Below are 23,477 nucleotides of genomic sequence, written 5' to 3'. Positions count from 1 at the left end.
AACCCTCCCCCGTCAGCCCGAAGTGCCCTTCAGGCTAGGCGGCGGTGGCTACTCGGGTGAACCCCCGATCAGGTGCCCGGATGATCACCAGAGCGTGATCATCCGCGCGTGTGCTGCCCGATCATCTGCACGTTGCCGGAGCCCTCGATGATCTCGCCGGCCTGCCAGGCGTCGACGCCCCGGCCGGTCAGGGTGGCCAGCGCGCGGTCGGCGTCCTCGGCGGAGACGATGGCGAACATGCCGACGCCCATGTTGAACGTCGCCTCCATCTCCGGGTCCTCGATCCGGCCCTTGGACTGGATCAGGTCGAAGACCGGCTGGGGCTTCCAGGTGGAGCGGTTGACCACCGCGTCGACGTGCTCCGGCAGGATCCGGACCAGGTTGCCCGGGATGCCGCCGCCGGTGACGTGGGCGAACGCCCGCACCTCGGCCTCGGCGATCAGCTTGAGGCAGTCCTGGGCGTAGATCTTGGTGGGGGTGAGCAACTCCTCGCCGAGGGTGCGCTGCCGGCCGAAGTCCTCGATCACCACGTCCAGCCGCATCCGGCCGGCACCGAGCAACACGTGCCGGACCAGCGAGTAGCCGTTGGAGTGCAGGCCGGAGGAGCGCATCGCGATCACGACGTCGCCCACCTCGACCCGCTCGGAGCTGAGGATCTCGCTCTCCTCCACCACGCCGACACCCGTGGCGGAGATGTCGTACTCGTCGGGACGCAGCACGCCCGGGTGCTCTGCGGTCTCGCCGCCGAGCAGGGCGCAGCCCGCGTACCGGCAACCGTCGGCGATGCCCGCGCCGATCTCGGCGACCTTGTCCGGCACGACCTCACCGGTGGCGATGTAGTCGAGCAGGAACAGTGGCTCGGCGCCGCAGGCGACCAGGTCGTCGACCACCATGGCGACCAGGTCGATGCCGACCGTGTCGTGGATGTCGAGCTGCTGGGCGATCACCAGTTTGGTGCCGACCCCGTCCGTGGAGGAGGCGAGGATCGGGTTCTTGTACTTCTTGGTGTCCAGCCGGAACAGGCCGGCGAAGCCGCCCAGGTCACCCAGCACCTCCGGGCGCCGGGTCTGCTTGACCTTGGACTTCAGCAGCTCGACCGCGCGGTCGCCCGCCTCGATCGACACCCCGGCGTCGGCGTAGGAGACCGAACGTTTGCGCGGCGTACGGCTCGTGCCGGCCGTCCAGGGCTGGCGGTCGCCGCCGGCGCCCGTCGGGCTGGTTCCTGCGCCGCTGCGCTCGGACACGTGCGTCACGGTTCTCCCCTTTGTGGTTCTCGCGGGCCGCTGTTGCGGTGAGCGGACCGCGTCGGAGGTGCTATGGGCGGTGGGTAGCGGCCGACGGCTTGCGGTTGTCGCCGAGTGCGGCAGTGGTGATGTCAGCGGTGGCCTGGGCCGCCTCGGCGGTGACCCGCCGGCCCACGCCTTCGAGCACGTGCTTGCCGATCAGGTGCCCGGCCGGCAGTTCGATCGGGTACTCCCCATCGAAACACGCCCGGCAGAGCCGCGTCTTCGGCTGCTCGGTCGCGGCGATGAGGCCGGGCAGCGATACGTAACCCAGCGTGTCCGCCCCGATCGACCGCCGGATGCCCTCGTTGTCCAGCCCGTTGGCCAGCAGCTCGGCCCGGGTGGCGAAGTCGATCCCGTAGAAGCAGGGCCAGCTGACCGGCGGGGAGGAGATCCGCACGTGGACCTCCAGGGCGCCCGCCTCGCGCAGCATCCGCACGATGGCCCGCTGGGTGTTGCCGCGGACGATCGAGTCGTCCACCACGATCAGGCGCTTGCCCCGGACGTTCTCCCGCAGCGGGTTCAGCTTGAGCCGGATGCCGAGCTGGCGCAGGGTCTGCGACGGCTGGATGAAGGTGCGCCCGACGTACGGGTTCTTCATCAGGCCCTGGCCGTAGGTGATCCCGGACTCCTCGGCGTAGCCGATCGCGGCCGGGGTGCCGGACTCCGGCACCGGGATCACCAGGTCGGCCTCGACCGGGTGCTCCCGGGCGAGCTGGCGGCCGATCTGCACCCGCGCGGCGTGCACGTTGCGCCCGGCGATGGTGGCGTCCGGGCGGGCGATGTACACGTACTCGAAGAGGCAGCCCTTCGGCTCCGGGGCGGCGAACCGCGTGGATCGCAGCCCGTCCTCGTCGATGGCGATCAGCTCGCCGGGCTCGACCTCGCGGACCACGCTGGCGCCGACGATGTCCAGCGCGGCGGTCTCGCTGGCGACCACCCAGCCGCGCTCCAGCCGGCCGAGCACCAGGGGGCGCACCCCGTGCGGGTCGCGGGCCGCGTAGAGGGTCGACTCGTCCATGAACACGAAGCTGAACGCGCCGCGCAGCTGGGGCAGCACCTCCAGCGCGGCCGCCTCCACGGAGAGATCAGGACGGCTGGCCAGCAGCATGGTGACCAGCGAGGTGTCGTTGGTCGAGCCGTCGGAGTCCATGCCCCGCGTGGCCGCCTCGCGCTGGAGCTCGGCGGTGTTGACCAGATTGCCGTTGTGGGCCAGCGCGATCGTGGTGCCGGAACTGGTCGCCCGGATGGTCGGCTGGGCATTTTCCCAGGTCGAGCCACCCGTGGTCGAGTAGCGCGCGTGGCCGATGGCGACGTGCCCACGCAGGCTGGCCAGAGTCGGCTCGTCGAACACCTGGGCCACCAGGCCAAGATCCTTGTAGACCACCACCCCGGAGCCGTCGCTCACCGCGATGCCCGCGGCCTCCTGGCCACGGTGCTGCAGGGCGTACAGCCCGAAGTAGGTCAGGTTGGCGACCTCCTCCCCCGGGGCCCAGACACCGAAGACGCCACACGCGTCCTGGGGGCCGGGTCGCTGGGGGTCAAGGTCGTGGCTCAGCCGGCCATCGCCTCGGGGCACCTGCCGCTCCCTCATGCTGGTCTGGACCCGGCCTGGCGGAGTCGGGGGCCAGCTCCGCGCGGACCGGCCGGGGCCGTCGTCGCCTGACAGTGTACGCGAATAGCAGTCGACACTGACAGTCACAGATCGCCTGCTGATCGTGATGGCCGGCAGGCGTACCCCCAGCTAGAGCGGGAGGTAGTCGGCGAGGTCGGCGCGGATCCCGCTGACCCGTACGCGACCCTCGGTGACCGCCTCCGCCCAGCCGAGGCGGCCGCTGGCCAGCGCGAGCCAGGTCTCCGGGTCCATTTCCACCACATTCGGCGGCGTACCACGGGTGTGTCGCGGTCCGGCCACGCACTGCACGGCACCGTATGGTGGAACCCGCACCTCCACCGATCGGCCGGGGGCGCGCTCGGCGAGGACGGCCAGCAGGGTACGGACCGCCTCCCGGAACACCGGCCGTTCGGGCGTACGCCCCTCATCCAGCGCTGTCAACGCGGCCGCGACCGCGGCGGACTTAGTGTGCGGAGAGGACACGACGGGACGATACGATTCGACAGCATCACGGTCGACGCTGGCCCTGGGTAGAGATGATCCGGCCAGACAAGGCATAGTTGCCGACGGCGTATTCGTACCGTGAGTGATCGTCCCCGGCCCGGCGCCGGCCGGCGGGGAGAGATCAGACCCGGAAGGCGGTGGACGTGTCAACACACCGACGTGCCTGGAAGCAGCGGGCCGGTGTGGTGGTGGCGCTGGTTGTCGGCGCGCTGCTCGCCGTCCCCGCCACACCCGCCTTCGCCGCCAGGATCACCTCAGCGGACGACTCGGTGACGATTGATGCCGGCAAGAGCAGTTCCGTCAACATCAGCGTCACACCGGAACCTGGCGAGAACTCAGCGACGATCAACATCACCGGTCTGCCCGACGGAGTCAACTGCGGGGGATGCGGGAAAAAGGTCGACTTCCCTGGGGGCCTGCCGACCCCGCAGCCGGTGACCCTGACTCTGTCGGCGGCAGCTAACGCACCTGCGGCCAACGGAACCCGGGCGACAATTCGGGTCGAAGGCAACGGCAACGGAGGGTCGGACGCCCAGCCGCTCAGCGTCACCGTCAAGGCGGCTGCGCCGCCGGAGGCGCAGACGGTCAAGTCGATCTCCGGCAAGGTGATCATCGCGGACAACAGCGAGCCGCTCGAGGGCGTCGTGGTCATGCTCCGGGACAGCAAGGGCATCACCCGCCAGACCAACACCGACGGCAGCGGCAACTTCCGGTTCACCGGCTCGTCCTCGGATCCGATCGCGCCCGGCCGGGTCGACCTGGCCTCTGGCAAGGACGGCAAGACCGGCTACAAGACGGTCAACGCGTCGGCCGGCCAGGCCGTGACCGGCGTGCGGATCAGCGTGCCGATCAAGGTCGAGAAGAGTCCGAGCCCGTCGCCGTCCGCCAGCGCGGAGCCGGTGCCGACCGAGGAGCCGACCGACGAGGCCACCGACACGCCGGCCACCGAGGCGGCCGCGGGGCAGCAGCCCGCCGCCCAGCAGGACTCCGGCGGCTTCGGCAACTGGCTGCTGATCCTGCTCGGCGGTCTCTTCGTGGCCGTGGGCGTCGGCACCATCGTGCTGCTCTACATGAAGCGCAAGAACGAGGGCGACGACGACATCGACGGTGACGGCCCGGGTGGTCCGATGGGTCCGGGTGGCCCGGCGGGCGCGGGTGCCGTGCCGGCCGCCCGGGGCGCCTACCGGGGTGCCGACGACCAGACCCGGGTGGTCAGCGGCATGGGCGCCGGAGCGGCGCCGACGATGGTCGGCGGTCCCTCGCTCAGCGACGCGCCGACCATGATGCACCGCCCGGTCGTGGACGACGTCCCGCCGGACCCGTACGGCGCCCCGCCCGGGCCCGCCTACGGCGTCGGCGGCGGGCAGGACGGCTGGGGCGGCGGTGGTTACGGCGACGAGCCGGCCGGCCAGGGTGGCTACGGCCAGGGAGGCGGCTACGGCAACGCGCCCTCCTCGGGTGGTGGCTACGGCAACGCGCCGTCCTCGGGTGGTGGCTACGGCAACGCGCCGTCCTCGGGTGGCGGCTACGGCAGCCGGGACTACGGCGCCGGTGCCGGTGGCTACCCGCCCGCCCAGGGCGGCGGTTACGGCGGCGAGCGGTACGACGAGCCGACTGGCCGCTACACCGGCGACACCACCCAGTACGCGCCGCCGGCCGACCCGTACCCGACCAGCACCTACCAGCCGGACCAGGGCCGCGGTTACGACCAGCCCGACCAGGGTCGCGGCTATGACCAACCCGACCAGGGTCGCGGCTACGACCAGCCGGGCCAGGGACAGTACGGCCGCGGCCCGGAGCCCGGCACCGGCTACGGCCAGGGAGGCGGCTACGGCGGCCCCTCCGGTGGCTATGACAACGGGCCGTCGGGCGGCTACGACGGCGGCCAGCAGGGCTACGACGGCTACGACCAGCGTGGCGGCTACGACAACGGCCCGCAGCAGGGCTACGACGGCCACGACCAGCGGGGCGGCTACCGCGGCGGCGCCGGTTACGGCCAGCCGCAGCAGGGCGGCTACGGCCACGAGCAGCCGCCGCAGCAGCGGACCGGCGGCTACGACAACCAGGGCTACGACCAGGGCGGACACTACGGCGATCCGGCCCAGGCCGGCCGGGGCCGACCTGACGGCCCGCAGGAGCGCGGCGGCCGCCGCCTCGACTGGCTGGACGACTGACCGCCGGGGCCACGTGCCCCGCACCGATATCGACAGTGGCCGCCCGGGCGATCCGGGCGGCCACTTCGCATGATCGGTACGGCAGTCCGAAGTGGCCGACCTGCTGGACCTGGGTGGCTCGCCCTGCTCGGCTCGCCGGTCCGGCGCGTCCGGCCGCCGGACAGAGTGGCTGCCGGTTTCGGGTGCAGTTGTTGTCGCTGGGGCGACAACAACTGCACCCGAAGTCGCTGTGATCGTTCGCGAACGCGTGAGTCGTTTACGTCATCAGGTCGGTAGTCACCGAGACGCAAGCAGCCAGCGCGCCGAAACACCGGCCCGAGCCGGACCAACCGGCGGGGCCGGACCAACCGGCAGAGCCGAACCAGCAGACAGCGCCGGACCAGGCGGCGGACCCACGGACCGAACCAAAGAGCCAGTTCAGGCGGCGGACCCACGGACCGGACCAAAGAGCCGGGCCAGCCGGCAGAGCCGGATCAGGCGGCGGCGAAGTAACCCTGGCGCAGAACCGGCACCACGTCGGAGACACCCACCTGGACGGCGACCTCCACGTCCCCAGCGAAGCCGCCCTCGGCGAGTTCCCGCCCGGAGACGCACCCCCGGACGGCGGCCGGCACGTCGGGCGTGCTGGCCAGCGCGGCCAGGGCCATCGCCGCCTCCACCGAGAGCCCGCCCGGCACCCCGGACAGGGCGTCCAGCACGCTGGCCGCCCCGAGCTGATCCGCCACGCAGGGGCGCAGTGAACCGTCCGGCCAGCGCTCACCGGCCGCCACCACACCCACCGGCGCGTCGTTCGAGCCGTACCCCTGGGCGCGCAGCCATCGCCCGACGGCGGGCGCGTTACGCAGGCACGCCGCCACCACCGGCAGACCGGTGGCGCTCGCGGCGGCGCTGATCGCCGAGCCGTTCGGCGAGGGCAGGACCAGGTCGGCGACGGCCGGTGCGGTCCGCAACGCCGCCGGCGAGAGCGACCATGGATGCTCCAGGGTCATCTGCCGGCGGCCGACCGCGGCGATCGCCCCCACCCGGCGGGCGTACTCGGCGGCCTGCTCCCCCCAGGGGAACGGGTGCACCCGCATGCCGCGACCGACCGCCACCTCGACGGCGGTGGTGAACGAGAGCACGTCCACCACCACCAGGGCCGCGCAGACCCGGCCGAGTTCCGCCGCCCCGGTCAGCCCCCAGTCGAACCGGGCGCCGGAGCCGGGTTGGGCGTAGACGGCCAAGGCCAGGGCCTCAGCGCTGATCCGGCGCGGGGGCCTGGTCGTCCGGGTCACCGGCAGCCGTCGCGGAGCCCGCCGGCCCGGCCGTCGCCGGGTCGGACGTCGCCTCGGGGGCGTCGACCGGGACATCGGGCCCGTCGGTGCCCGGCGCGGCGTCCCCGGCCTCCGCCGGGGCGTCACTCGCCTCCGCAGCCGCGTCCGTAGCGGCCACGGGAACGTCCGGAGCCTCCGACGCCTCCACGGCGGCGTCCTGGGCCGCCACAGGAGCGTCTGCCGTCACTACGGTGTCCGGGGCCGTCGTCGCGGCAGCGTCCGCCGCCACCGCGGTCTCCGCCGCGGCAGCGTCCGCCGCCACCGCGGTCTCCGCCGCGGCAGCGTCCGCCGCCACCGGGGTCTCCGCCGCGGGAGCGTCCGCCGCCTCCGCCGGCGACCCGCCGTCGGCCTGGCCGGCCGGGTCGGGGGCCGGGGCGGTCGCCGGGTCGCCCGCCGGCTGCTCGCCGACGGCCGGGACGACGCCCGTACCGAGCGCCGCCACCTGGCCCGCCTCCACGCCGCCGAAGAGGCGCGGCAGGGTCGCCGTGTGCGCGGCGCGCAGCTCGTCGAGACCGATCCGGAACTGGTCGTGCACCTCCAGCGCGCCGCCGGCCGGGTCGGTGACGCCGATGAACTCCCACGGCACCCCGTGCTCGGCGCAGAGCGCGGTGAACGCCTTCTCGTGCCCACGCGGCACCGACACCAGCGCGCGGCCGGCCGACTCGCTGAACAGGAAGACGAACGGCATCGACCCGCCAGCGAAGTGCTCGGGCACGGCGACCCGGGCCCCGACGCCACGCCGCAGGCAGGACTCGACCAGGCTCTGGGCGAGGCCACCGTCGGAGAGGTCGTGCGCGGAACTGAGGTGCCCCACCCGGGCGGCGGCGGCCAGCAGCTCGGCGAGCTGCCGCTCGCGGGCCAGGTCGACCTGCGGCGGAATGCCGCCGAGGTGCTCGTGGGTCACCCACGCCCACTCCGAGCCGGAGAGCTCGACGTGCGTCTCACCCAGCAGGAAGAGCTGGTCGTGGTCGCCGCCAGGACGCGGCACGAAGCCCATCGGCACCCGGTCGGCGACGTTGTCCAGCACGCCCAGCACGCCGACCACCGGGGTCGGGTGGATGGGTGCCGGGCCGGTCTGGTTGTAGAAGCTGACGTTGCCGCCGGTCACCGGGATGCCGAGCTCCAGGCAGCCGTCCGCCAGGCCGCGGACGGCCTCGGCGAACTGCCACATCACGCCCGGGTCCTCCGGCGAGCCGAAGTTGAGGCAGTTGGTCACGGCGATCGGCTTCGCGCCGGTCACCGCAACGTTCCGGTACGCCTCGGCCAGCGCCAGCTTCGTCCCGTGGTACGGGTCGAGGCGCGCGTACCGGCCGTTGCCGTCGACGGAGAGGGCGACCCCGAGGCCGGTCCGCTCGTCGATCCGGATCACGCCGGAGTCCTCCGGCTGGGCGAGCACGGTGTTGCCCAGCACGTACCGGTCGTACTGCTCGGTGACCCAGGTCTTGTCGGCCAGGTTCGGCGACGCGATCATGCGCAGCACGGTCTCCCGCAGCGCCTCCGGGTTGCTCGGCCGGGGCAGCGTCTCCGCGCGGTCGGCCTGGAGCAGGATCAGGTCGGCCGGCTCCCGCATCGGGCGGGCGTACACCGGACCGTCGTCGACCAGGGAGCCCGGCGGCACGTCCACCACGACGTGGTCGCGCCAGGAGACCACCAGGCGGCCCGGCTGGCCGTCCGGCGCGGGCGGGGTGACCTCACCGATCGCGGTGGCGAGCACGCCCCACTTCTCGGCGGTCTTGAGCACCGCCTCCAGCTTGTCAGGGGCGACGACCAGCAGCATCCGCTCCTGGGACTCGCTGGCCAGGATCTCGTGCGGCTCCATCGAGGGCTCCCGCAGCGGCACCCGCTCCAGCCAGACCCGCATGCCGGTGCCCGCCGCCGCGGCGGTCTCGGTGAGCGCGCAGGTCAGGCCGGCGCCGCCGAGATCCTGGATGCCGACGACCAGCTCGGCGTCGTACAGCTCCAGGCACGCCTCGATCAGCAGCTTCTCGGTGAACGGGTCGCCCACCTGGACCGACGGGCGGCGCTGCTCGCTGCCCTCGTCGAAGGTGGCACTGGCCAGCACCGACACGCCGCCGATGCCGTCCCGGCCGGTCTTGGCGCCCATCAGCACCACGATGTTGCCGGGGCCGGCGGCCTCCTTCTTCTGCAGCCGGTCGACCGGCAGCACGCCGAGGCAGAGCGCGTTGACCAGGGGATTGCCCTGGTAGCAGGGGTCGAAGACCACCTCGCCGCCGATATTCGGCAGGCCGAGGCAGTTGCCGTAACCGCCGACGCCGGCGACCACGCCGGGCAGCACCCGGGCGGTGTCCGGGTGGTCGGCCGCGCCGAAGCGCAGCGGGTCCATCACCGCGACCGGACGCGCACCCATGGCGAGGATGTCGCGGACGATCCCGCCGACGCCGGTCGCCGCGCCCTGGTACGGCTCGACGAAGCTCGGGTGGTTGTGCGACTCGACCTTGAAGGTCACCGCCAGCTCGTCGGAGACCCGGACCACACCGGCGTTCTCACCGATACCGGCCAGCAGCCGGTCGCTCGGCGGGGCCTTCTCGCCGAACTGGCGCAGGTGCACCTTGCTCGACTTGTAGGAGCAGTGCTCGCTCCACATGATCGAGTACATGGCCAGCTCGGCCTGGGTGGGCCGGCGGCCGAGGATGTGCCGGATCCGGTCGTACTCGTCGTCGCGGAGGCCCAGCTCGGCGTACGGCTGGAGCTCCTCCGGCGTGCCGGTGGCCCGGGGCACGGTGTCCACGGCCGCGGTCCAGTCGTCGGCCGGGCCGGCCTGCGGCACCACGGTGGCCGTACGCGGCTCCGCCGGGTCGGCCGGGTGGGCGCCCGGTGCCTCCCGCAGGTCCGGGTCCGGATGGGTGGTCATGACCTCTCCTCGCTGCGCTCGCCGCCGGGGCGGCGGGTGAGCTGACCGATGATCCCGCCGCGCACGGTCACGCCGGCGTCCCCACCAGGTGCTTGAGCACCGAGGTGAAGAAGCCGAGGCCGTCCAGGGAGGGGCCGGTGAGCGCCTCCACCGCGTGCTCGGGATGCGGCATGATGCCGACCACGTTGCCGGCCTCGTTGGTGATCGCGGCGATGTCGCGCTGCGAACCGTTGGGGTTGCCGCCGAGGTAGCGGGCGACAACCCGACCCTCGGCCTCCAAGCGGTCCAGCGTCGCCGGGTCGGCGACGTAGCAGCCCTCGCCGTTCTTGACCGGGATCAGCACCTCCTGGCCCGGCTGGAACGCGTTGGTCCAGGCGGTGCCGGCGGCCTCGATGCGGAGGATCTGGTCCCGGTTACGGAAGTGCAGGTGCTGGTTGCGGGTGAGCGCACCCGGCAGCAGGTGGGCCTCGCAGAGGATCTGGAAGCCGTTGCAGATGCCGAGCACGGGCAGGCCGCCCCGGGCGGCGTCCACGATCGTCTCCATGACCGGGGCGAACCGGGCGATGGCGCCGCACCGCAGGTAGTCACCGTAGGAGAAGCCACCGGGCAGGACCACGGCGTCCACGCCGTGCAGCTGCGGGTCGCCGTGCCACAGCCGGACCGGCTCGGCGCCGGCGATGCGGACGGCGCGGGCCGCGTCCCCGTCGTCGAGCGAACCGGGGAAGGTCACCACACCGACCCGGGCGGTCACTGGCGCGCGTCCACGGGCTCGTCGGTCTCCACCACGCGGACCGTGAAGTCCTCGATGACCGGGTTGGCCAGCAGCTTGTCGGCGATCTCCCGGGCCCGGTCCAGGTCCGGTTCACCGGTGAACTCGATCTCGATCCGCCTGCCGATCCGGACCGAGGCGACGTCGCTGACGCCGAGCCGGGGCAGCGCGTTTGCGACGGCCTGGCCCTGCGGATCGAGGATCTCGGGCTTGAGCATGACGTCGACGACGACGCGAGGCACGGGGCACTCCTGACTGTGTACGCAGTTGGGTGCCGGCCCACTACGGGCGAGCGCAGCCAGCCTACCTGGCAGATACCGCCTCGGCCGAACCGGCCGGCGCGTCCGGGCAGTGATCGACGTGACCCCGTCGAGGGGGCCGCACCGGATGTCCCGGCCTGCACGGAACGCACCCTTACCAGCAACGACAGCGCCGCCAGGTGGCCAAATCGTTACATCGGTTAATCTCTATCGACTCCTTGTCAGTGCCGCGCCGGGGCCCTACCGTACATCGATGTAAGTCGATGCACAGCCCTGGCGACCACCCGTCGCCCGCTCCCCGTCGCCCGGCGACCCCGGGTGCCCCGGACGTGAAGGAGTTCCCGATGCGCATCCGCTCCCTGCTCGCCACCATCGGCGTCGCCATGGTCGGCGTCCTCGGCGCCGCGTCCGGCGCAGCCGCCGCCCCCGTCGGCCCGTACATCATCGGAGGTGGCACCGTCTCCTCCGCGCCCTGGGCCGCCGCGGTGTTCAGCAACGGCTCGTTCACCTGCTCCGGCAGCGTCATCGCGTCCCAGTGGGTGCTCACCGCCCGGCACTGCATCAGCGGCAGCATGTCCGTCCGGGTCGGCAGCGTCTACTACGCCTCGGGCGGCACCACCCGCACCGTGAGCACCACCTACACCCGCTACGACCTCGCGCTGATGCGGCTCTCCAGCCCGGTGACCACCTCCACCGTGTCGCTGGCCAGCAGCAACCCGCCCATCGGGTCGACCAACTCGATCTACGGCTGGGGCATGACCTGCTACAGCGGCTGCAACCCGTCCAGCCAGCTCAAGACCGCCACCGTCCAGGTGACCAGCAACAGCGCCTCCGACGCGTACGGCGGGCAGGCCATCCGCAGCTCCCGGATCAACGGGAACGCCTGGCGGGGCGACTCGGGCGGCCCGCAGTTCTACAACGGCCAGCAGGTCGGCGTGGCCTCCACCGCCGACGGCGTGAGCATCCAGAATTACGGCAGCGTCGCGTACAACCGGTCCTGGATCACCTCGGTGGCCGGTGTCTGACACTTAGCGCCGGTCGCGGCGCGGATGGTCGGTGACGCGCCGACCGTCCGCGCCGCCTCGTTTCGCAGCATCCGATCAGGTGAACAAGGCACACGTTCGGGCCGCCGACCGGCTGACAGCATCGGAAACGTGCTGGTCGTGACGACGGATCAACTGCCCGGCTACGAGATCCGCCAGATCCTCGGCGAAGTGGTCTCCTCCATGGCGAGGACCCGGAACCCGTACCGCGAGGGGGTCAAGAACCTGCGCGGTGGCGCCTACGACCCGATGGCGCCGGACAACCTCACCCGCTGGCGTACCGACTCGGTGGCCCGGCTCGGCGAGGAGGCCCGCCGGCTCGGCGCGAACGCGGTGATCGGCATGCGCTTCGACAGCCGGGACTGCGGCGAGATGTGGATGGAGATCTGCGCGTACGGCACGGCGGTGATCGTCGTACCCAAGATGCCGGACGTCATGCCGCCCGACCAGCCCATGGTCGCGGCCGACACCGCCCACGAGCCGGAGATCGCCTCGGCCCCCGGCGGCATCGCCGAACCGGCGAGCGCCCCCAACCTCTCCTCCGCCGCCGAAACCCCCACCCCCAAATCCCCCTAACCCCCGCCCCCGCCGGGCCTGCCAGGCATGCCGGCGTCGATCATGAGGTTAGCGGCGGTGCCAGAGATCCACTTCGCCGCCAACCTCATGATCAACCAGGCTCGGGTGGGGTGGGGTGGGGTGGGGTCAGAGGATGGGGGGTGGGGAATAGGCGGCCGCGTCGGGGTGGGACTGGACGATCTTGGCGATGCGGGCGGTGATCCGGTCGACCTGGGCGCCCGCGGCGCCGACGAAGGCGTTGCGGTCGGCGACCAGGGCGTCGATCTCGGCGCGGGTCAGGCCGAGGCGCCCGTCCGCGGCGAGACGGTCGAAGAGGTCGTTCTCGGCCGCACCCTTCTCCCGCATGGCCAGCGCCACCGCGACCGCGTGCTCCTTGATCACCTCGTGCGCGACCTCCCGGCCGACGCCGCGCCGGACCGCCGCGACCAGGATCTTGGTGGTGGCCAGGAACGGCAGGAAGCGCTCCAGCTCCCGGTTGATCACCGCCGGGTACGGGCCGAACTCGTCCAGCACGGTGAGGAAGGTCTGGAACAGCCCGTCGGCGGCGAAGAACGCGTCCGGCAGGGCCACCCGGCGGACCACCGAGCAGGAGACGTCCCCCTCGTTCCACTGGTCGCCGGCCAGCTCGCCAACCATCGACAGGTAACCGCGGATGATCACGGCGAAGCCGTTCACCCGCTCCGACGAGCGGGTGTTCATCTTGTGCGGCATCGCGCTGGACCCCACCTGGCCGGGCTTGAAGCCCTCGGTAACCAACTCCTGGCCGACCATCAGCCGGATCGTGGTGGCCAGCGACGACGGCGCGGCGGCCACCTGGGCCAGTGCGGAGAGCACGTCGAAGTCCAGCGAACGCGGGTAGACCTGGCCGACGCTGTCCAGCACCCGGCTGAACCCGAGGTGCTCGGCGACCCGGCGCTCCAGCTCGGCCACCTTGTCGGCGTCGCCGTCGAAGAGGTCGAGCTGGTCGGCGGCCGTGCCCACCGGCCCCTTGATGCCGCGCAGCGGGTACCGACCGATCAGGTCATCCAGCCGCTCGTACGCGATCAACAGCTCCTCGGCGGCCGAGGCGAAGCGCTTGCCCAGCGTGGTGGCCTGCGCGGCGACGTTGTGCGACCGGCCGGTCATCACCAGGCCGGAGTACTCGTGGGCGTGCCAGGCGAGCCGGACCAGGGTGGCGACCACCCGGTCCCGGATCAGCTCGAGCGAGGCGCGGATCTGGAGCTGCTCGACGTTCTCGGTGAGATCCCGGGAGGTCATCCCCTTGTGCACGTGCTCGTGCCCGGCGAGCGCGCTGAACTCCTCGATCCGGGCCTTCACGTCGTGCCGGGTGACCCGCTCCCGCTCCGCGATCGAGGCCAGGTCGACGTCGTCAATGACCCGCTCGTACGCCTCGACCACCCCGTCCGGCACCGGCACGCCGAGGTCCCGCTGGGCCTTGAGTACGGCGAGCCAGAGCCGCCGCTCCATGCGGACCTTCTCCTCGGGCGACCAGAGGGCGACCAGCTCGGGCGAGGCGTACCGGTTGGCGAGCACGTTCGGGATCGTCGTCACGTACCTCAGTCTCCCATGACCGCTGAGGCGGCCCTGCGGAGGAAGTCGGCCGCTCAGACGCCGGACGGCCGGAGGTCGCCGGCCGGCGGCGTGCCCACCACCCACCGGCGACCTCCCGGCCGGCTAACCGAAACGGTCGGTGAGGTTGACTGCCGGATCCAACGCGACGGCCTGCTGCTGCGCGGCGGTCAGGGGAAGCTTCCCCTTCTCGCCGGCGGTGAGGCTCACCGCTAGCCAGACGCCGTCCCGGCGCAATACATGGACGGTCCGCTCCGCCTTCACCCCAGAACCGTCGGTGGTGATGCGGTACCGCTCCCCGGCGGGACCGGTACCTGCCTCGCACGTGTGGGTCCTGGTGCTCGCGTCGCAGGTCAGGTCACCGGCGGTGCCCGGATCCCGCCGGTGGATCCGCACCGAGAGGGTCCCGGACACGCCGTCCACCAGGACCCGCCCCTGGCCCGCGTAGCTGTCCGTGGTGCTCTCGCTGCCCCAGAAAGCGCCCAGGTCGCCCGGGGTCATGGCGGCTCCCCTCCCCTGGGCCCCCGTGACACCGGGCACGTGTCGCTGCAACGAGGCGAGTACCACGCTGTCGACCCACCTCCGGCGGGCCTCTGTGTTGCCCTGCAGCGGCTGCGCGGCCTGCCCGGCGACCGCCGGATCCAGCGCCAACGGGGCCAACTGCGCGATGGAGAGCGGGGGATCCTCGTCCTCACCCCGAATGCGCACGACGATCGTCACCCCGTCGGACCGCTGCACCTGCACGCTGCTCGACACGGCAATCCCGGACGGCTTCAGATCCGGTCCGAGCGCCGGGTTGCGGGCCGACAGGGTCATGATCTTCTCGCCGGCCGGTCCGGTCGTGACGGCACACCCGCTCGTCCTGAGCGCCTCGGCGGTGCACGCCCCGAGCGGCCCCCAGTCGTCGGTGATCTGCACGGACAGCACGCCCATCCGGTTGCCCGACCGGACCCTCCCGTGCCCGTGGTAGCCGTCCGGGGTGTAACCACTGAGGCTCGGGCCGGAGAACCAGACCGCTCCCTCACCCTCCGGCGCGCCACGCCTGGGTGCCCAGTCCAGGTCCGGTGCCACCCGGCCCACCGCTTCGAAGATGGCCAGGTCCATCGCGGTGAACGAGGCACCCGACGACGGTGCCGGGGTGCGTACCGGCGGGTTCGTCGGACTCGGCACCGCCGGCACGCCGGCTCGGGGCCGACCGGTGACGGCGGTCGTGCCGACGAGGACGACACCGACGGCCGCCGCGGCCAGGGCCGCCACGCCGACGCGCCGGAGCCGCCGGGCGCGGCGCTGCCGGGCGATGACCCGGTCCATGTCGATGGAGGTGGGCGGGATCTCGCCGACCGCCTCACGGAACATCGTCCGGTAGCTCATGCGCCCTCTCCCTTCACCGCGGAATCCAACGTCGCCAGCAGACGCAGGCTCTCCAGCCCGCGGGCCGCCTGGCTCTTCACCGTGCCGGTGCTGACGCCCAAGGTCCGCGCCGTCTCCTCGACCGAGAAGTCGCACCAGAACCGCAGGACGACCACCGCCCGCCGGCGCGGCGGCAACTGGGCCAGCAGGTCGAGCAGATGTTCCCGGTCGGCCAGCGCGGCTTCGGGGAACGCCACGTCCGCCCGATCGGGCACGTCGTCGGTGCTGCGTTCCCGCCGCCACGGCCGGCGCCGCTCGTCCAACCACGCGTTGGTGAGCATCCCCCGGACGTACGCGTCGACGTTCTCCATCGGGCGGACGCGGCGCCAGTGCCGGTAGAGCTTGCCGATCGTGATGGACACCAGGTCGTCGGCGGTGTGCCAGTCACGGCAGAGCAGGTACGCCGTGATCCGTAGCGACTCCAGGCGGGCGGTCACGAACTGCCGGTACTCGTCTTCGTCAGCGCGGTTCACCGCGCCCGACCTCTCGTCCGTTTCATGCCTGGGGAACGGTACGAAGTGGCGACGGGGTTGCTCGCCAAGCTGGAAATCGCGATGCCCTGTGGCCGCCGGAACGCGGGTTACGTCACACCTGGGTGATCTCGTGCACGGTGGCGGTCACCACGAGGGTCTTCTTCTGCGTGCCGTGGGCGTTGCGGACCGTCAGCAGGTAGGTGTGCTTCTGCACGTCGCCCTCGGCGCCGGAGCAGGGGAAGTTCAGGGTCTCGCTGCCCGTGGGCGGGTAGTTGTCGGCGTACACGCCGGGGCCGTCGACGGAGAGGGCGACCGAATCGACGTTGCTGGTCTTCCACTCCACGACGACCGGGGTGCCCGCGACCGGATCGGCGTTGGTGCCCGCCGGGCAGGAGGGCTTCTGGGCGACCCGGAAGTAGGTAATCGTCGGGCCGGCCGGCTTCGGGGCGCTCGTCGTCGGCCTGCTGCCGGGCTGCCCGCCGTTGCTCTTGGTGCCGCCGCCCGTCGACCCGCTGCCGGTCGTACCGTCTCCCGTGGGCTCCGCGGAGGTTGTCGGGGCGCCGCTCGCGGGCGCGGTGGACGCCGCCGGGTCGCCGGGGGCCTCGGTCACCGAGGTCGTGGCGGTGGACTCCGTGGCGTTGGTGCCGGTGGCCGCACATCCGGCGGCCAGCACGGCAGCCAGGGCGACGACGGTGGTACGGAGCAGGGCTTGACCGGGCATGACCACTCCCTCGCGGGTGCCGCCGCCGGTGACGTCCGGGCGGGCTGGCGTCCACGGTAGGGACGGCCGGCAAGCCGGATAGGGTGATCACACTCCTGAGTCGACAAACAGGATTGGGGAAGCGTGTCCAGACTTACCGGCAAGGTCGCCCTGGTCACCGGCGGGAGCCGTGGTATCGGTGCCGCCGTCGTGCGCCGCCTGGCCGAGGACGGCGCCCACGTCGCGTTCACCTACCGCGAGGCGGGGGACAGCGCGAAGCTCGTGGTCGCCGACGTCGAGGCGTACGGCCGCACCGGCCTGGCGACCCAGGCCGACAGCACAGACGCGACGGCGGTGGTCGGGGCGGTCGAGCAGACCGTCGCCGAGCTGGGCCGGCTGGACATCCTGGTGAACAACGCCGGGGTGTTCTCGTACGGACCGATCGAGGAGGTCGGCCTCGACGACCTCGACCGGGCTATTGCCGTGCACGTTCGCGGGGTGTTCCTGGCCACCCAGGCGGCGGTACGCCACATGGGCACCGGCGGGCGGATCGTCAACATCGGCAGCAGCTTCGCCAGCCGCGTCCCGGCCCCCGGGGTGAGCGTCTACGCCATGACCAAGAGCGCGGTCAACGGCCTCACCCGGGCCCTCGCCCGGGAACTCGGCCCGCGCGGGATCACCGTCAACGTGCTCCTGCCCGGTTCCACCGACACCGACATGAACCCGGCGGACAGCGCCGGCGCCGACGCACAGCGGGAACACATCGCCCTCGGCCGGTACGGGACGCCCGCCGACGTGGCGGCGACGGTCAGCCACCTGGTGGGCGACGGCGGGCGGCACATCACCGGCGCGTCGATCGCCATCGACGGCGGCGGCACCGCCTGATCCGGTTGCAGATCCGGCCCGGCGCCGCGGGCAGGAGTCGCCGGGCCGGACGAGGAGCCGGGGCGGGCGGCGGATCGGCCCGCCCCGGTCTGCTCACTACTTCACTGCGCCAGGGCGATCGCCGGGTCGAACGCGATGGCCTGCTGCTGCGCCGGGGTCAGCGGGAAGTTCCCCCTGTCGCCGATGAGGTTCACCCAGAGCCAGGAGCCGTCCGCGCGCCGGACGTCGACCGTCCGCTCGGCCGAGCTGCCCCCGATGGTGACAGTGCGGTACTTCTCGCCGTGCGGCCCGGTTCCGGCCTTGCAGGTGTACATCTTGGTGTTCTTCCCGCAGGTCAGGCTGCCCAGGCCCGGGTCGGTCCGCCAGATCTGCACCGAGAAGAGCCCGGTCGCCTTGTCGGCCCGGAGCCGCCCCTGTCCCCAGTACTCGTCGGCGGTGTTCTTCCCGCCGCCGTCCGTCCAGACCGAGGCCAGGTCGGTCGGGGTATCGGAGGCACCGCCCGCGCCCTTGACCCCGGGTGCCTGCTTGCGCAGCGCGGCGAATATCGCGTTGTCGATCCGCTTCTGCTGCGGGGAAGGCTGCCGCGGGGACGCCGATGGCGACGCCGGTGGGGTCAGACGCACACCGGGCGGGAGCGGGGCCAACACGAGGCCGGGGTCGAGACCGACGGCGGTCAACTGCTCGGCGGTAAGCGCAAATCCGCCCGTCGACGCCGCACTTTCCAGCAACACCGATACGAGGCTGTCGTCCGGCCGGTGGACGAGCAGGTAGCGATTGTCTCGGATGTGTCGCCGACCACTCGATGCCTGCTCCACCCGCGACATGTTCATCAGTGTGATCCGCTCGCCGTTCGGGCCAACGCTCTCCCGGCAGGTCTGGTTCACCTCGGGCCGCTCGACACAGGGCGCCTCGCGGGACCGGTCGCCCTGCTGGCGGTTGATAAAGATCGAGAGGTGCGCCTTGACTCCGTTCACCGTGATGGTGCCGTACCCGCGGTAGGAGGCGACACCGTTCGACGGGTCTTCACCGCCGTTCCGCGGATCGCCGGCGTGGCGCAAGGGCGACCCCTCGGTGGCGTTGATGCCCCAGGTCACGCCAGGCACCGCCCGCTCCACCGCCGCCTTCACCGCGCCGTCCAGGCGTGCCACGTCTTCCGGGGTGCCCGCCACGGTGGTGATCCGGGGCCGCTCGGCGGGGGCCGGCTGCCGCCCGACCGACGGCAGCCCGAGGGCCGCCGTGGCGGTCACCCCCAGCACCGCTGCCGCCGCGCCACCGCACACCCCCCAGCGGCGCAGCCTGCGGTTGCGGCGCTGCCGCATGATCACCTGATCGACGTCGATCGTCGAGACCGGCGAGTCGCCGATCGCCTCGTCCAGAAACTGCCGGTAGCTCATGCCCACTCCTCCACGGATCGGCCCGACGCGTTGGTGGCGAGGACGCGGAGCATCTCGAGGCCGCGGGCCGCCTGGCTCTTCACCGTGCCGGCGCTGATCCCCAACGCCTCGGCGGTCTCCTCTACGGACAGGTCGCAGTAGAAGCGCAGCACGATCACCGCCCGCCGCCGCGGCGGCAGCTCCCCCAGCAGTTCGAGCAGGGCCTGCCGGTCGACCAGGGCCGTCTGCGGCAACGCCAGATCGACCTGGTCCGGCACCTCGTACGTCGCCTGCTCGCGCCGCCAGGGCCGGCGCCGCTCGTCCAGCCAGGCGTTGGTCAGCACGCCCCGCACGTACGCGTCGACGTTGTCCGCCGCGCGGACCCGGCGCCAGTGCCGGTAGAGCTTGCCGATGGTGATGGAGACCAGGTCGTCGGCGGTGTGCCAGTCGCGGCAGAGCAGGTACGCCGTGCGGCGCAACGCCTCCAGCCGGGCAACCACGAACTGCCGGTATTCGTCCTCGTCGGCCCGGTTCACGATCCGGGGCCCCTAGTTCGCCTCATGCCCAGGTGACGGAGGGATGGTGGGCGCGGGTTGCCCGGGATTCGATCAGGACGGGGCGGGCTCAACGCTCCAGGATCGCCGTCACGCCCTGCCCGCCGGCGGCGCAGATGGAGATCAGGCCCCGGCCGCTCCCCTTCTGGTCGAGGAGCTTGGCCAGGGTGGCCACGATCCGGCCGCCGGTGGCCGCGAACGGGTGCCCGGCGGCCAGCGAGGAGCCGTTGACGTTGAGCTTGTCCCGGTCGATCGACCCGAGCGGCGCGTCCAGGCCCAGCCGCTCCTTGCCGAACTCGGGCGACTCCCAGGCGGCCAGGGTGGCCAGCACCTGCGCGGCGAACGCCTCGTGGATCTCGTAGAAGTCGAAATCCTGCAGGGTGAGGCCGGCCCGGGCCAGCATCCGGGGCACCGCGTACACGGGGGCCATCAGCAGCCCCTCGTCGCCGTGCACGAAGTCGACCGCGGCGGTCTCGGACCAGGAGAACCAGGCCAGCACCGGCAGGTGGTGCTCGCGCGCCCACTCCTCGGAGGCCAGCAGCACCGTCGACGCGCCGTCGGTGAGCGGGGAGGAGTTGCCGGCGGTCATGGTGGCCCGCTCGGCGTCCGGGCCCTTCGTGCCGAAGACCGGCTTCAGCGAGCCGAGCTTCTCCAGGCTGGTGTCCGGGCGGAGGTTCTGGTCCCGGGTGAGCCCGAGGTAGGGGGTCATCAGATCGTCGAAGAACCCCTTGTCGTACGCGGCGGCGAGCCGCCGGTGCGAGCGGAGCGCCAGCTCGTCCTGGGCCTGCCGGTCGATGTTCCAGCGCAGCGCCGTCCGCGCCGCGTGCTCCCCCATGGACAGCCCGGTGCGCGGCTCCGCGTTGCGCGGGATCTCCGGCTTGAACGGCTGGTGCGGGCGGAGCTTCGCGGCGACCTTCAGCCGCTCGCCGACGGTCCGGGCGGAGTTGAGCGCGAGCAGCGTACGGCGCAGGTCCTCGTTGAGGGCCAGCGGCGCGTCCGAGGTGGTGTCGACACCACCGGCGATGCCGACCTCGAGCTGCCCCAGGGCGATCTTGTTGGCGACCAGGATGGCGGCTTCGAGTCCGGTGCCGCAGGCCTGCTGGATGTCGTACGCCGGGGTGTGCGGGTCGAGCCGGGAGCCGAGCACCACCTCGCGGGTGAGGTTGAAGTCGCGGGAGTGCTTGAGCACCGCGCCGGCGACCACCTCGCCGACCCGCTGCCCGGCCAGGCCGAAGCGGGCGACCAGGCCGTCGAGCGCCGCGCCGAGCAGATCGGCGTTGGACGCGTGCGCGTAGCGCGAGTTGGACCGGGCGAAGGGGATGCGGTTGCCGCCGATCACCGCGACCCGCCGGACACTCTGCATGATCGGCCTCCTCGATTCGGTTGCCCGTACCCTACTCGCCAGTAGGCTACGCCGCGCGGCGGCCACGGCGCGAGTCCTGGGCCGCCGGCCCGGTTCCAGGCGGACGACCAGCGCCGGCATGGCAGGGGTTGCGTCCAACCTACTCGCCAGTAGGCTACGGGCATGAGCGACCGCTACGCGAGCTTCGTCCACACGGGGGCCGGCCGCACCCTGGTCAAGCGCCTCGGGCTGCCCGACCCGCCCCGACTGCGCCGGCACACTCCGGGCGACCCGCTCGTTCCTGGGCCGGTCCTGCTCGGCTCGTCGACCGGTGGCCGGCTCGCCGAACCGATCGGCAAGATCCTGGCCGCCGCCGGGGTCGAGCTGCCCGACCCAGCCGCCGCCACCGACGCCACCTCGCGCTTCGCCGCCCTGGTGTACGACGCGACCGGTCTCACCGACTCGTCCGAACTGCGCCAGCTCTACGACTTCTTCCACCCGCACGCCCGGGCCCTGCTTCCCTGCGGCCGGGTGATCGTGCTGGGCACCCCGCCGGCCGAGTGCGACTCGCCCCGCGAGGCGACCGCCCAGCGCGCCCTGGAGGGGCTGACCCGCAGCATCGGCAAGGAGTTCGGCCGGGGCGTCACCGCGCAGCTCGCGTACGTCACGAGGCACGGTGACGCCGGCACCCCGGTCAGCCTGGAGTCCACGCTGCGCTTCCTGCTGTCGGGCCGCTCCGCGTACGTCTCCGGGCAGGTGATCCGGGTCGGCGCTGGCGCGGCCACCCCGCCGGCCGACTGGGACCGGCCGCTGGACGGCCAGGTGGTCCTGGTCACCGGGGCGGCCCGGGGCATCGGCGCGGCACTGGCGCGGGTGCTCGCCCGGGACGGCGCCCGGGTAGTGGCGCTGGACATCCCCGCTGCCGGGGACGAGCTGGCCACCGTCGCCAACGAGGTCGGCGGCAGCGCGGTGCAGCTCGACCTGACCGCGGCGGACGCGCCGACCCGGCTGGCCGAGCACCTGGCGAGTCGGCACGGCCGGGTCGACGTGGTGGTGCACAACGCCGGCATCACCCGGGACCGGACGCTCGGCCGGATGGACGCCGACCGCTGGGACTCGGTGATCGACGTGAACCTGTCCAGCCAGGAGCGGATCAACGACCTGCTGCTGGAGCGCGACCTGATCCCGGCCGGCGGCCGGATCGTCTCGGTCTCCTCGATCGCCGGCATCGCCGGCAACCGGGGGCAGACCAACTACGCGACCAGCAAGGCCGGCGTGATCGGCCTGGTCGACTCGCTCGCCCCGGTGCTGCGCGAACGCGGGATCAGCCTCAACGCGGTCGCGCCCGGGTTCATCGAGACCCGGCTGACCGCTCGGATCCCGTTGCTGATCCGGGAAGCGGGCCGCCGGATGAACAGCATGGCCCAGGGCGGACTGCCGGTGGACGTGGCCGAGACGATCGGCTGGCTCGCGTGGCCGGCGACCGGCGCGGTCAGCGGCAACGTGGTCCGCGTCTGCGGCCAGAGCCTGCTGGGGGCGTGATGGCGCGGCGCAAGCAGCGGCGGCCGGAGGAGCCGGTCGAGGAGCTGTCGGTACACGAGTTGATCGAGGGCCCGACCCAGGACCTCACCGCGGCCCGGGCCGCCGTGGCGGGGGCGGCCGGCGAGCCGCGCCCGTCCGCCGACGAGACGCAGGACCTCTCCGGCGCGGCCGCCGAGGTCACCCGGGACCTGTCGGCCGTCGCCGGGGCGGCGGTCGCGCCAGCGACCGTCGGCACCGCGGGGCGCGTCCGCATCGACCTGCCTCGGATGCCGGCGGCTGGCGTGCTCTACCGGCGGGCCCTGCTCGGCGCCCTGCCCGGGATGGGCGGCCGGCGCGGCCAGGAGCTGCCCGAGGTGGAACTCGGCGTGGGCGGGGTGACCGTGGACCGGGCGCACCTGGCCGACTACGACCGGGTCTGCGGCTTCCGGCTCACCGACCGGCTGCCGGCGACGTACGTGCACGTGCTGGGCTTCCCGCTGGCGCTGCGGCTGATGACCGCGGCGGAGTTCCCGATCCCGCTGACCGGGGTGGTGCACGTGGCGAACCGGATCACCGTGCACCGGCCGATCGAGGCCGGCGAGACCCTGGACTTCCACACGTACGCCGAGAACCTGCGCCCGCACGAGCGGGGCCGGCAGCTCGACGTGGTGCTGGTCGGCTCGGTCGACGGCACGGAGGTCTGGCGGGGCGTCTCGACGTACCTCGGGAAGGAGCGGAAGGCGGGCGGCGGCCCGCGACGCGACCGGGGTGACCGCCCGGACCTGCCGGCCACCGCGGCGCACTGGCGGGTGACCCCCCGGGTGGGCAGCGACTACGCCCGGGTCTCCGGCGACCACAACCCGATCCACACCTCGGTGCTCGGGGCACGCCTGTTCGGTTTCCCCCGCCCGATCGCGCACGGCATGTGGAGCAAGGCCCACTGCCTGGCCGCGCTGGAGAGCCGGCTGCCGGAGGCGTACTCGGTGAACGTGGCGTTCAAGCTGCCGGTGCCGCTGCCGTCCACGGTGGCCTTCAGCGCCACCGCGACCGGCGGGACCTGGGATTTCGCCCTGCACGACGCGCGGTCCGGCGGGCCGCAGCTGGTGGGCACCGTCCGCTGACCCCAAACCGGACGGCCCGACCGCAGCGGACAAGGTGACCGGTAAGGAAGGGCCTTCTCACCGGTGGGTGCGGGGCCGGCAGGGCAGCGGGCGCGGGGACGTGATCCGGTGACTCGGCCC

Annotated in this window: 19 protein-coding genes and 1 pseudogene; 6 read left to right on the top strand and 14 right to left on the bottom strand. The window is 72.8% G+C overall.

Annotated features, from left to right (window positions below):
- Positions 1-98: 98 nt before the first annotated feature.
- From purM to ABZ783_RS05065, 3 genes are all read right to left on the bottom strand, one after another.
- Positions 99-1,253 (bottom strand): phosphoribosylformylglycinamidine cyclo-ligase, encoded by a 1,155-nt coding sequence (gene purM, locus ABZ783_RS05075; protein WP_357434594.1) that lies wholly within the window; start codon positions 1,251-1,253, stop codon positions 99-101.
- A gap of 61 nt (positions 1,254-1,314) precedes the next feature.
- A complete protein-coding gene (purF, locus tag ABZ783_RS05070; protein ID WP_357434593.1) occupies positions 1,315-2,862 on the bottom strand; it encodes an amidophosphoribosyltransferase in 1,548 nt (515 codons plus the stop codon).
- Positions 2,863-3,027: 165 nt separating this feature from the next.
- Entirely contained in the window at positions 3,028-3,381 is a 354-nt protein-coding gene (locus ABZ783_RS05065; RefSeq protein WP_357434592.1) for a sterol carrier family protein, read from the bottom strand.
- A 164-nt stretch (positions 3,382-3,545) separates the two neighbouring features.
- Here ABZ783_RS05065 and ABZ783_RS05060 point away from each other — a divergent pair, with 164 nt between their 5' ends.
- Positions 3,546-5,576, top strand: a complete 2,031-nt coding sequence (locus ABZ783_RS05060; RefSeq protein WP_357434591.1) for a carboxypeptidase regulatory-like domain-containing protein — start codon at positions 3,546-3,548, stop codon at positions 5,574-5,576.
- 473 nt (positions 5,577-6,049) lie between these two features.
- On the opposite strand, the gene ABZ783_RS05055 is transcribed toward ABZ783_RS05060, so the two are convergent.
- The 4 genes and pseudogenes from ABZ783_RS05055 to purS all read right to left on the bottom strand — a co-directional run bounded on the left by ABZ783_RS05055 (position 6,050) and on the right by purS (position 10,772).
- Positions 6,050-6,805, bottom strand: a complete 756-nt coding sequence (locus tag ABZ783_RS05055; RefSeq protein WP_357434777.1) for a 2-phosphosulfolactate phosphatase — start codon at positions 6,803-6,805, stop codon at positions 6,050-6,052.
- Positions 6,806-7,256: 451 nt separating this feature from the next.
- Positions 7,257-9,761, bottom strand: a pseudogene (gene purL / locus ABZ783_RS05050) (phosphoribosylformylglycinamidine synthase subunit PurL); the annotation flags it as partial.
- A 67-nt stretch (positions 9,762-9,828) separates the two neighbouring features.
- Positions 9,829-10,512 carry a phosphoribosylformylglycinamidine synthase subunit PurQ gene (purQ, locus tag ABZ783_RS05045; RefSeq protein ID WP_357434590.1) on the bottom strand — a complete coding sequence of 228 codons (684 nt, stop codon included), beginning with the start codon at positions 10,510-10,512 and terminating at the stop codon, positions 9,829-9,831.
- Positions 10,509-10,772, bottom strand: coding sequence for a phosphoribosylformylglycinamidine synthase subunit PurS (purS, locus tag ABZ783_RS05040; protein ID WP_073835003.1), 264 nt, complete (start codon positions 10,770-10,772; stop codon positions 10,509-10,511). Before purS ends, purQ begins: the two co-directional genes overlap by 4 nt.
- A 362-nt stretch (positions 10,773-11,134) precedes the next feature.
- Between purS and ABZ783_RS05035 the strand changes: the two genes are divergently transcribed.
- Entirely contained in the window at positions 11,135-11,815 is a 681-nt protein-coding gene (locus ABZ783_RS05035) for a DUF1986 domain-containing protein (RefSeq protein WP_357434589.1), read from the top strand.
- Between the two features lie 24 nt (positions 11,816-11,839).
- Complete coding sequence (locus tag ABZ783_RS05030; protein WP_357434588.1) at positions 11,840-12,409, top strand: YbjQ family protein; 570 nt, start codon at positions 11,840-11,842, stop codon at positions 12,407-12,409.
- Between the two features lie 126 nt (positions 12,410-12,535).
- Here ABZ783_RS05030 and purB read toward each other — a convergent pair whose 3' ends face one another.
- The 4 genes from purB to ABZ783_RS05010 form a co-directional block, all read right to left on the bottom strand.
- The gene (gene purB, locus ABZ783_RS05025) at positions 12,536-13,960 is read right to left on the bottom strand and encodes an adenylosuccinate lyase (RefSeq protein WP_357434587.1); all 1,425 of its coding nucleotides are present in this window, start codon (positions 13,958-13,960) and stop codon (positions 12,536-12,538) included.
- A gap of 123 nt (positions 13,961-14,083) precedes the next feature.
- The gene (locus tag ABZ783_RS05020; protein ID WP_357434586.1) at positions 14,084-15,349 is read right to left on the bottom strand and encodes a hypothetical protein; all 1,266 of its coding nucleotides are present in this window, start codon (positions 15,347-15,349) and stop codon (positions 14,084-14,086) included.
- Positions 15,346-15,861, bottom strand: a complete 516-nt coding sequence (locus tag ABZ783_RS05015; RefSeq protein ID WP_357434585.1) for a SigE family RNA polymerase sigma factor — start codon at positions 15,859-15,861, stop codon at positions 15,346-15,348. Before ABZ783_RS05015 ends, ABZ783_RS05020 begins: the two co-directional genes overlap by 4 nt.
- A 112-nt stretch (positions 15,862-15,973) precedes the next feature.
- On the bottom strand, positions 15,974-16,582 hold the full coding sequence (locus ABZ783_RS05010; protein WP_357434584.1) for a hypothetical protein: 609 nt from the start codon (positions 16,580-16,582) through the stop codon (positions 15,974-15,976).
- Positions 16,583-16,705: 123 nt separating this feature from the next.
- On the opposite strand from ABZ783_RS05010, the gene ABZ783_RS05005 reads away from it, so the two are divergent.
- On the top strand, positions 16,706-17,446 hold the full coding sequence (locus tag ABZ783_RS05005) for a 3-oxoacyl-ACP reductase family protein (protein WP_357434583.1): 741 nt from the start codon (positions 16,706-16,708) through the stop codon (positions 17,444-17,446).
- A gap of 101 nt (positions 17,447-17,547) precedes the next feature.
- Here the strand turns inward: ABZ783_RS05005 and ABZ783_RS05000 are convergent, their stop codons facing one another.
- The 3 genes from ABZ783_RS05000 to ABZ783_RS04990 form a co-directional block, all read right to left on the bottom strand.
- Positions 17,548-18,840, bottom strand: coding sequence for a hypothetical protein (locus ABZ783_RS05000; RefSeq protein WP_357434582.1), 1,293 nt, complete (start codon positions 18,838-18,840; stop codon positions 17,548-17,550).
- Positions 18,837-19,355 carry a SigE family RNA polymerase sigma factor gene (locus tag ABZ783_RS04995; protein WP_357434581.1) on the bottom strand — a complete coding sequence of 173 codons (519 nt, stop codon included), beginning with the start codon at positions 19,353-19,355 and terminating at the stop codon, positions 18,837-18,839. The genes ABZ783_RS05000 and ABZ783_RS04995 overlap by 4 nt, the downstream gene beginning before the upstream one ends.
- Before the next feature lie 88 nt (positions 19,356-19,443).
- Positions 19,444-20,736, bottom strand: a complete 1,293-nt coding sequence (locus ABZ783_RS04990) for an acetyl-CoA C-acetyltransferase (protein ID WP_357434580.1) — start codon at positions 20,734-20,736, stop codon at positions 19,444-19,446.
- 162 nt (positions 20,737-20,898) lie between these two features.
- Here ABZ783_RS04990 and ABZ783_RS04985 point away from each other — a divergent pair, with 162 nt between their 5' ends.
- Positions 20,899-22,257, top strand: coding sequence for a 3-oxoacyl-ACP reductase (locus tag ABZ783_RS04985; RefSeq protein ID WP_357434579.1), 1,359 nt, complete (start codon positions 20,899-20,901; stop codon positions 22,255-22,257).
- 266 nt (positions 22,258-22,523) lie between these two features.
- The gene (locus tag ABZ783_RS04980) at positions 22,524-23,357 is read left to right on the top strand and encodes a MaoC/PaaZ C-terminal domain-containing protein (RefSeq protein WP_357434776.1); all 834 of its coding nucleotides are present in this window, start codon (positions 22,524-22,526) and stop codon (positions 23,355-23,357) included.
- Positions 23,358-23,477 lie beyond the last annotated feature (120 nt).

It is taken from the genome of Micromonospora sp. NPDC047738, from assembly GCF_040642675.1.
Taxonomy (GTDB): domain Bacteria; phylum Actinomycetota; class Actinomycetes; order Mycobacteriales; family Micromonosporaceae; genus Micromonospora.
This window is presented reverse-complemented; position numbering and strand designations above follow the sequence as displayed.

What these genes read in the sequence shown, in the direction of transcription:
- ABZ783_RS04990 (WP_357434580.1), bottom strand. Translation starts at nt 20,736, where the DNA reads ATGCAGAGTGTCCGGCGGGTCGCGGTGATCGGCGGCAACCGCATCCCC.
- ABZ783_RS05010 (WP_357434584.1), bottom strand. Translation starts at nt 16,582, where the DNA reads ATGCCCGGTCAAGCCCTGCTCCGTACCACCGTCGTCGCCCTGGCTGCC.
- ABZ783_RS05030 (WP_357434588.1), top strand. Translation starts at nt 11,840, where the DNA reads ATGGTCGGTGACGCGCCGACCGTCCGCGCCGCCTCGTTTCGCAGCATC.
- ABZ783_RS04985 (WP_357434579.1), top strand. Translation starts at nt 20,899, where the DNA reads ATGAGCGACCGCTACGCGAGCTTCGTCCACACGGGGGCCGGCCGCACC.
- ABZ783_RS05020 (WP_357434586.1), bottom strand. Translation starts at nt 15,349, where the DNA reads ATGAGCTACCGGACGATGTTCCGTGAGGCGGTCGGCGAGATCCCGCCC.
- ABZ783_RS05035 (WP_357434589.1), top strand. Translation starts at nt 11,135, where the DNA reads ATGCGCATCCGCTCCCTGCTCGCCACCATCGGCGTCGCCATGGTCGGC.
- ABZ783_RS04980 (WP_357434776.1), top strand. Translation starts at nt 22,524, where the DNA reads ATGCCGGCGGCTGGCGTGCTCTACCGGCGGGCCCTGCTCGGCGCCCTG.
- ABZ783_RS05000 (WP_357434582.1), bottom strand. Translation starts at nt 18,840, where the DNA reads ATGAGCTACCGGCAGTTTCTGGACGAGGCGATCGGCGACTCGCCGGTC.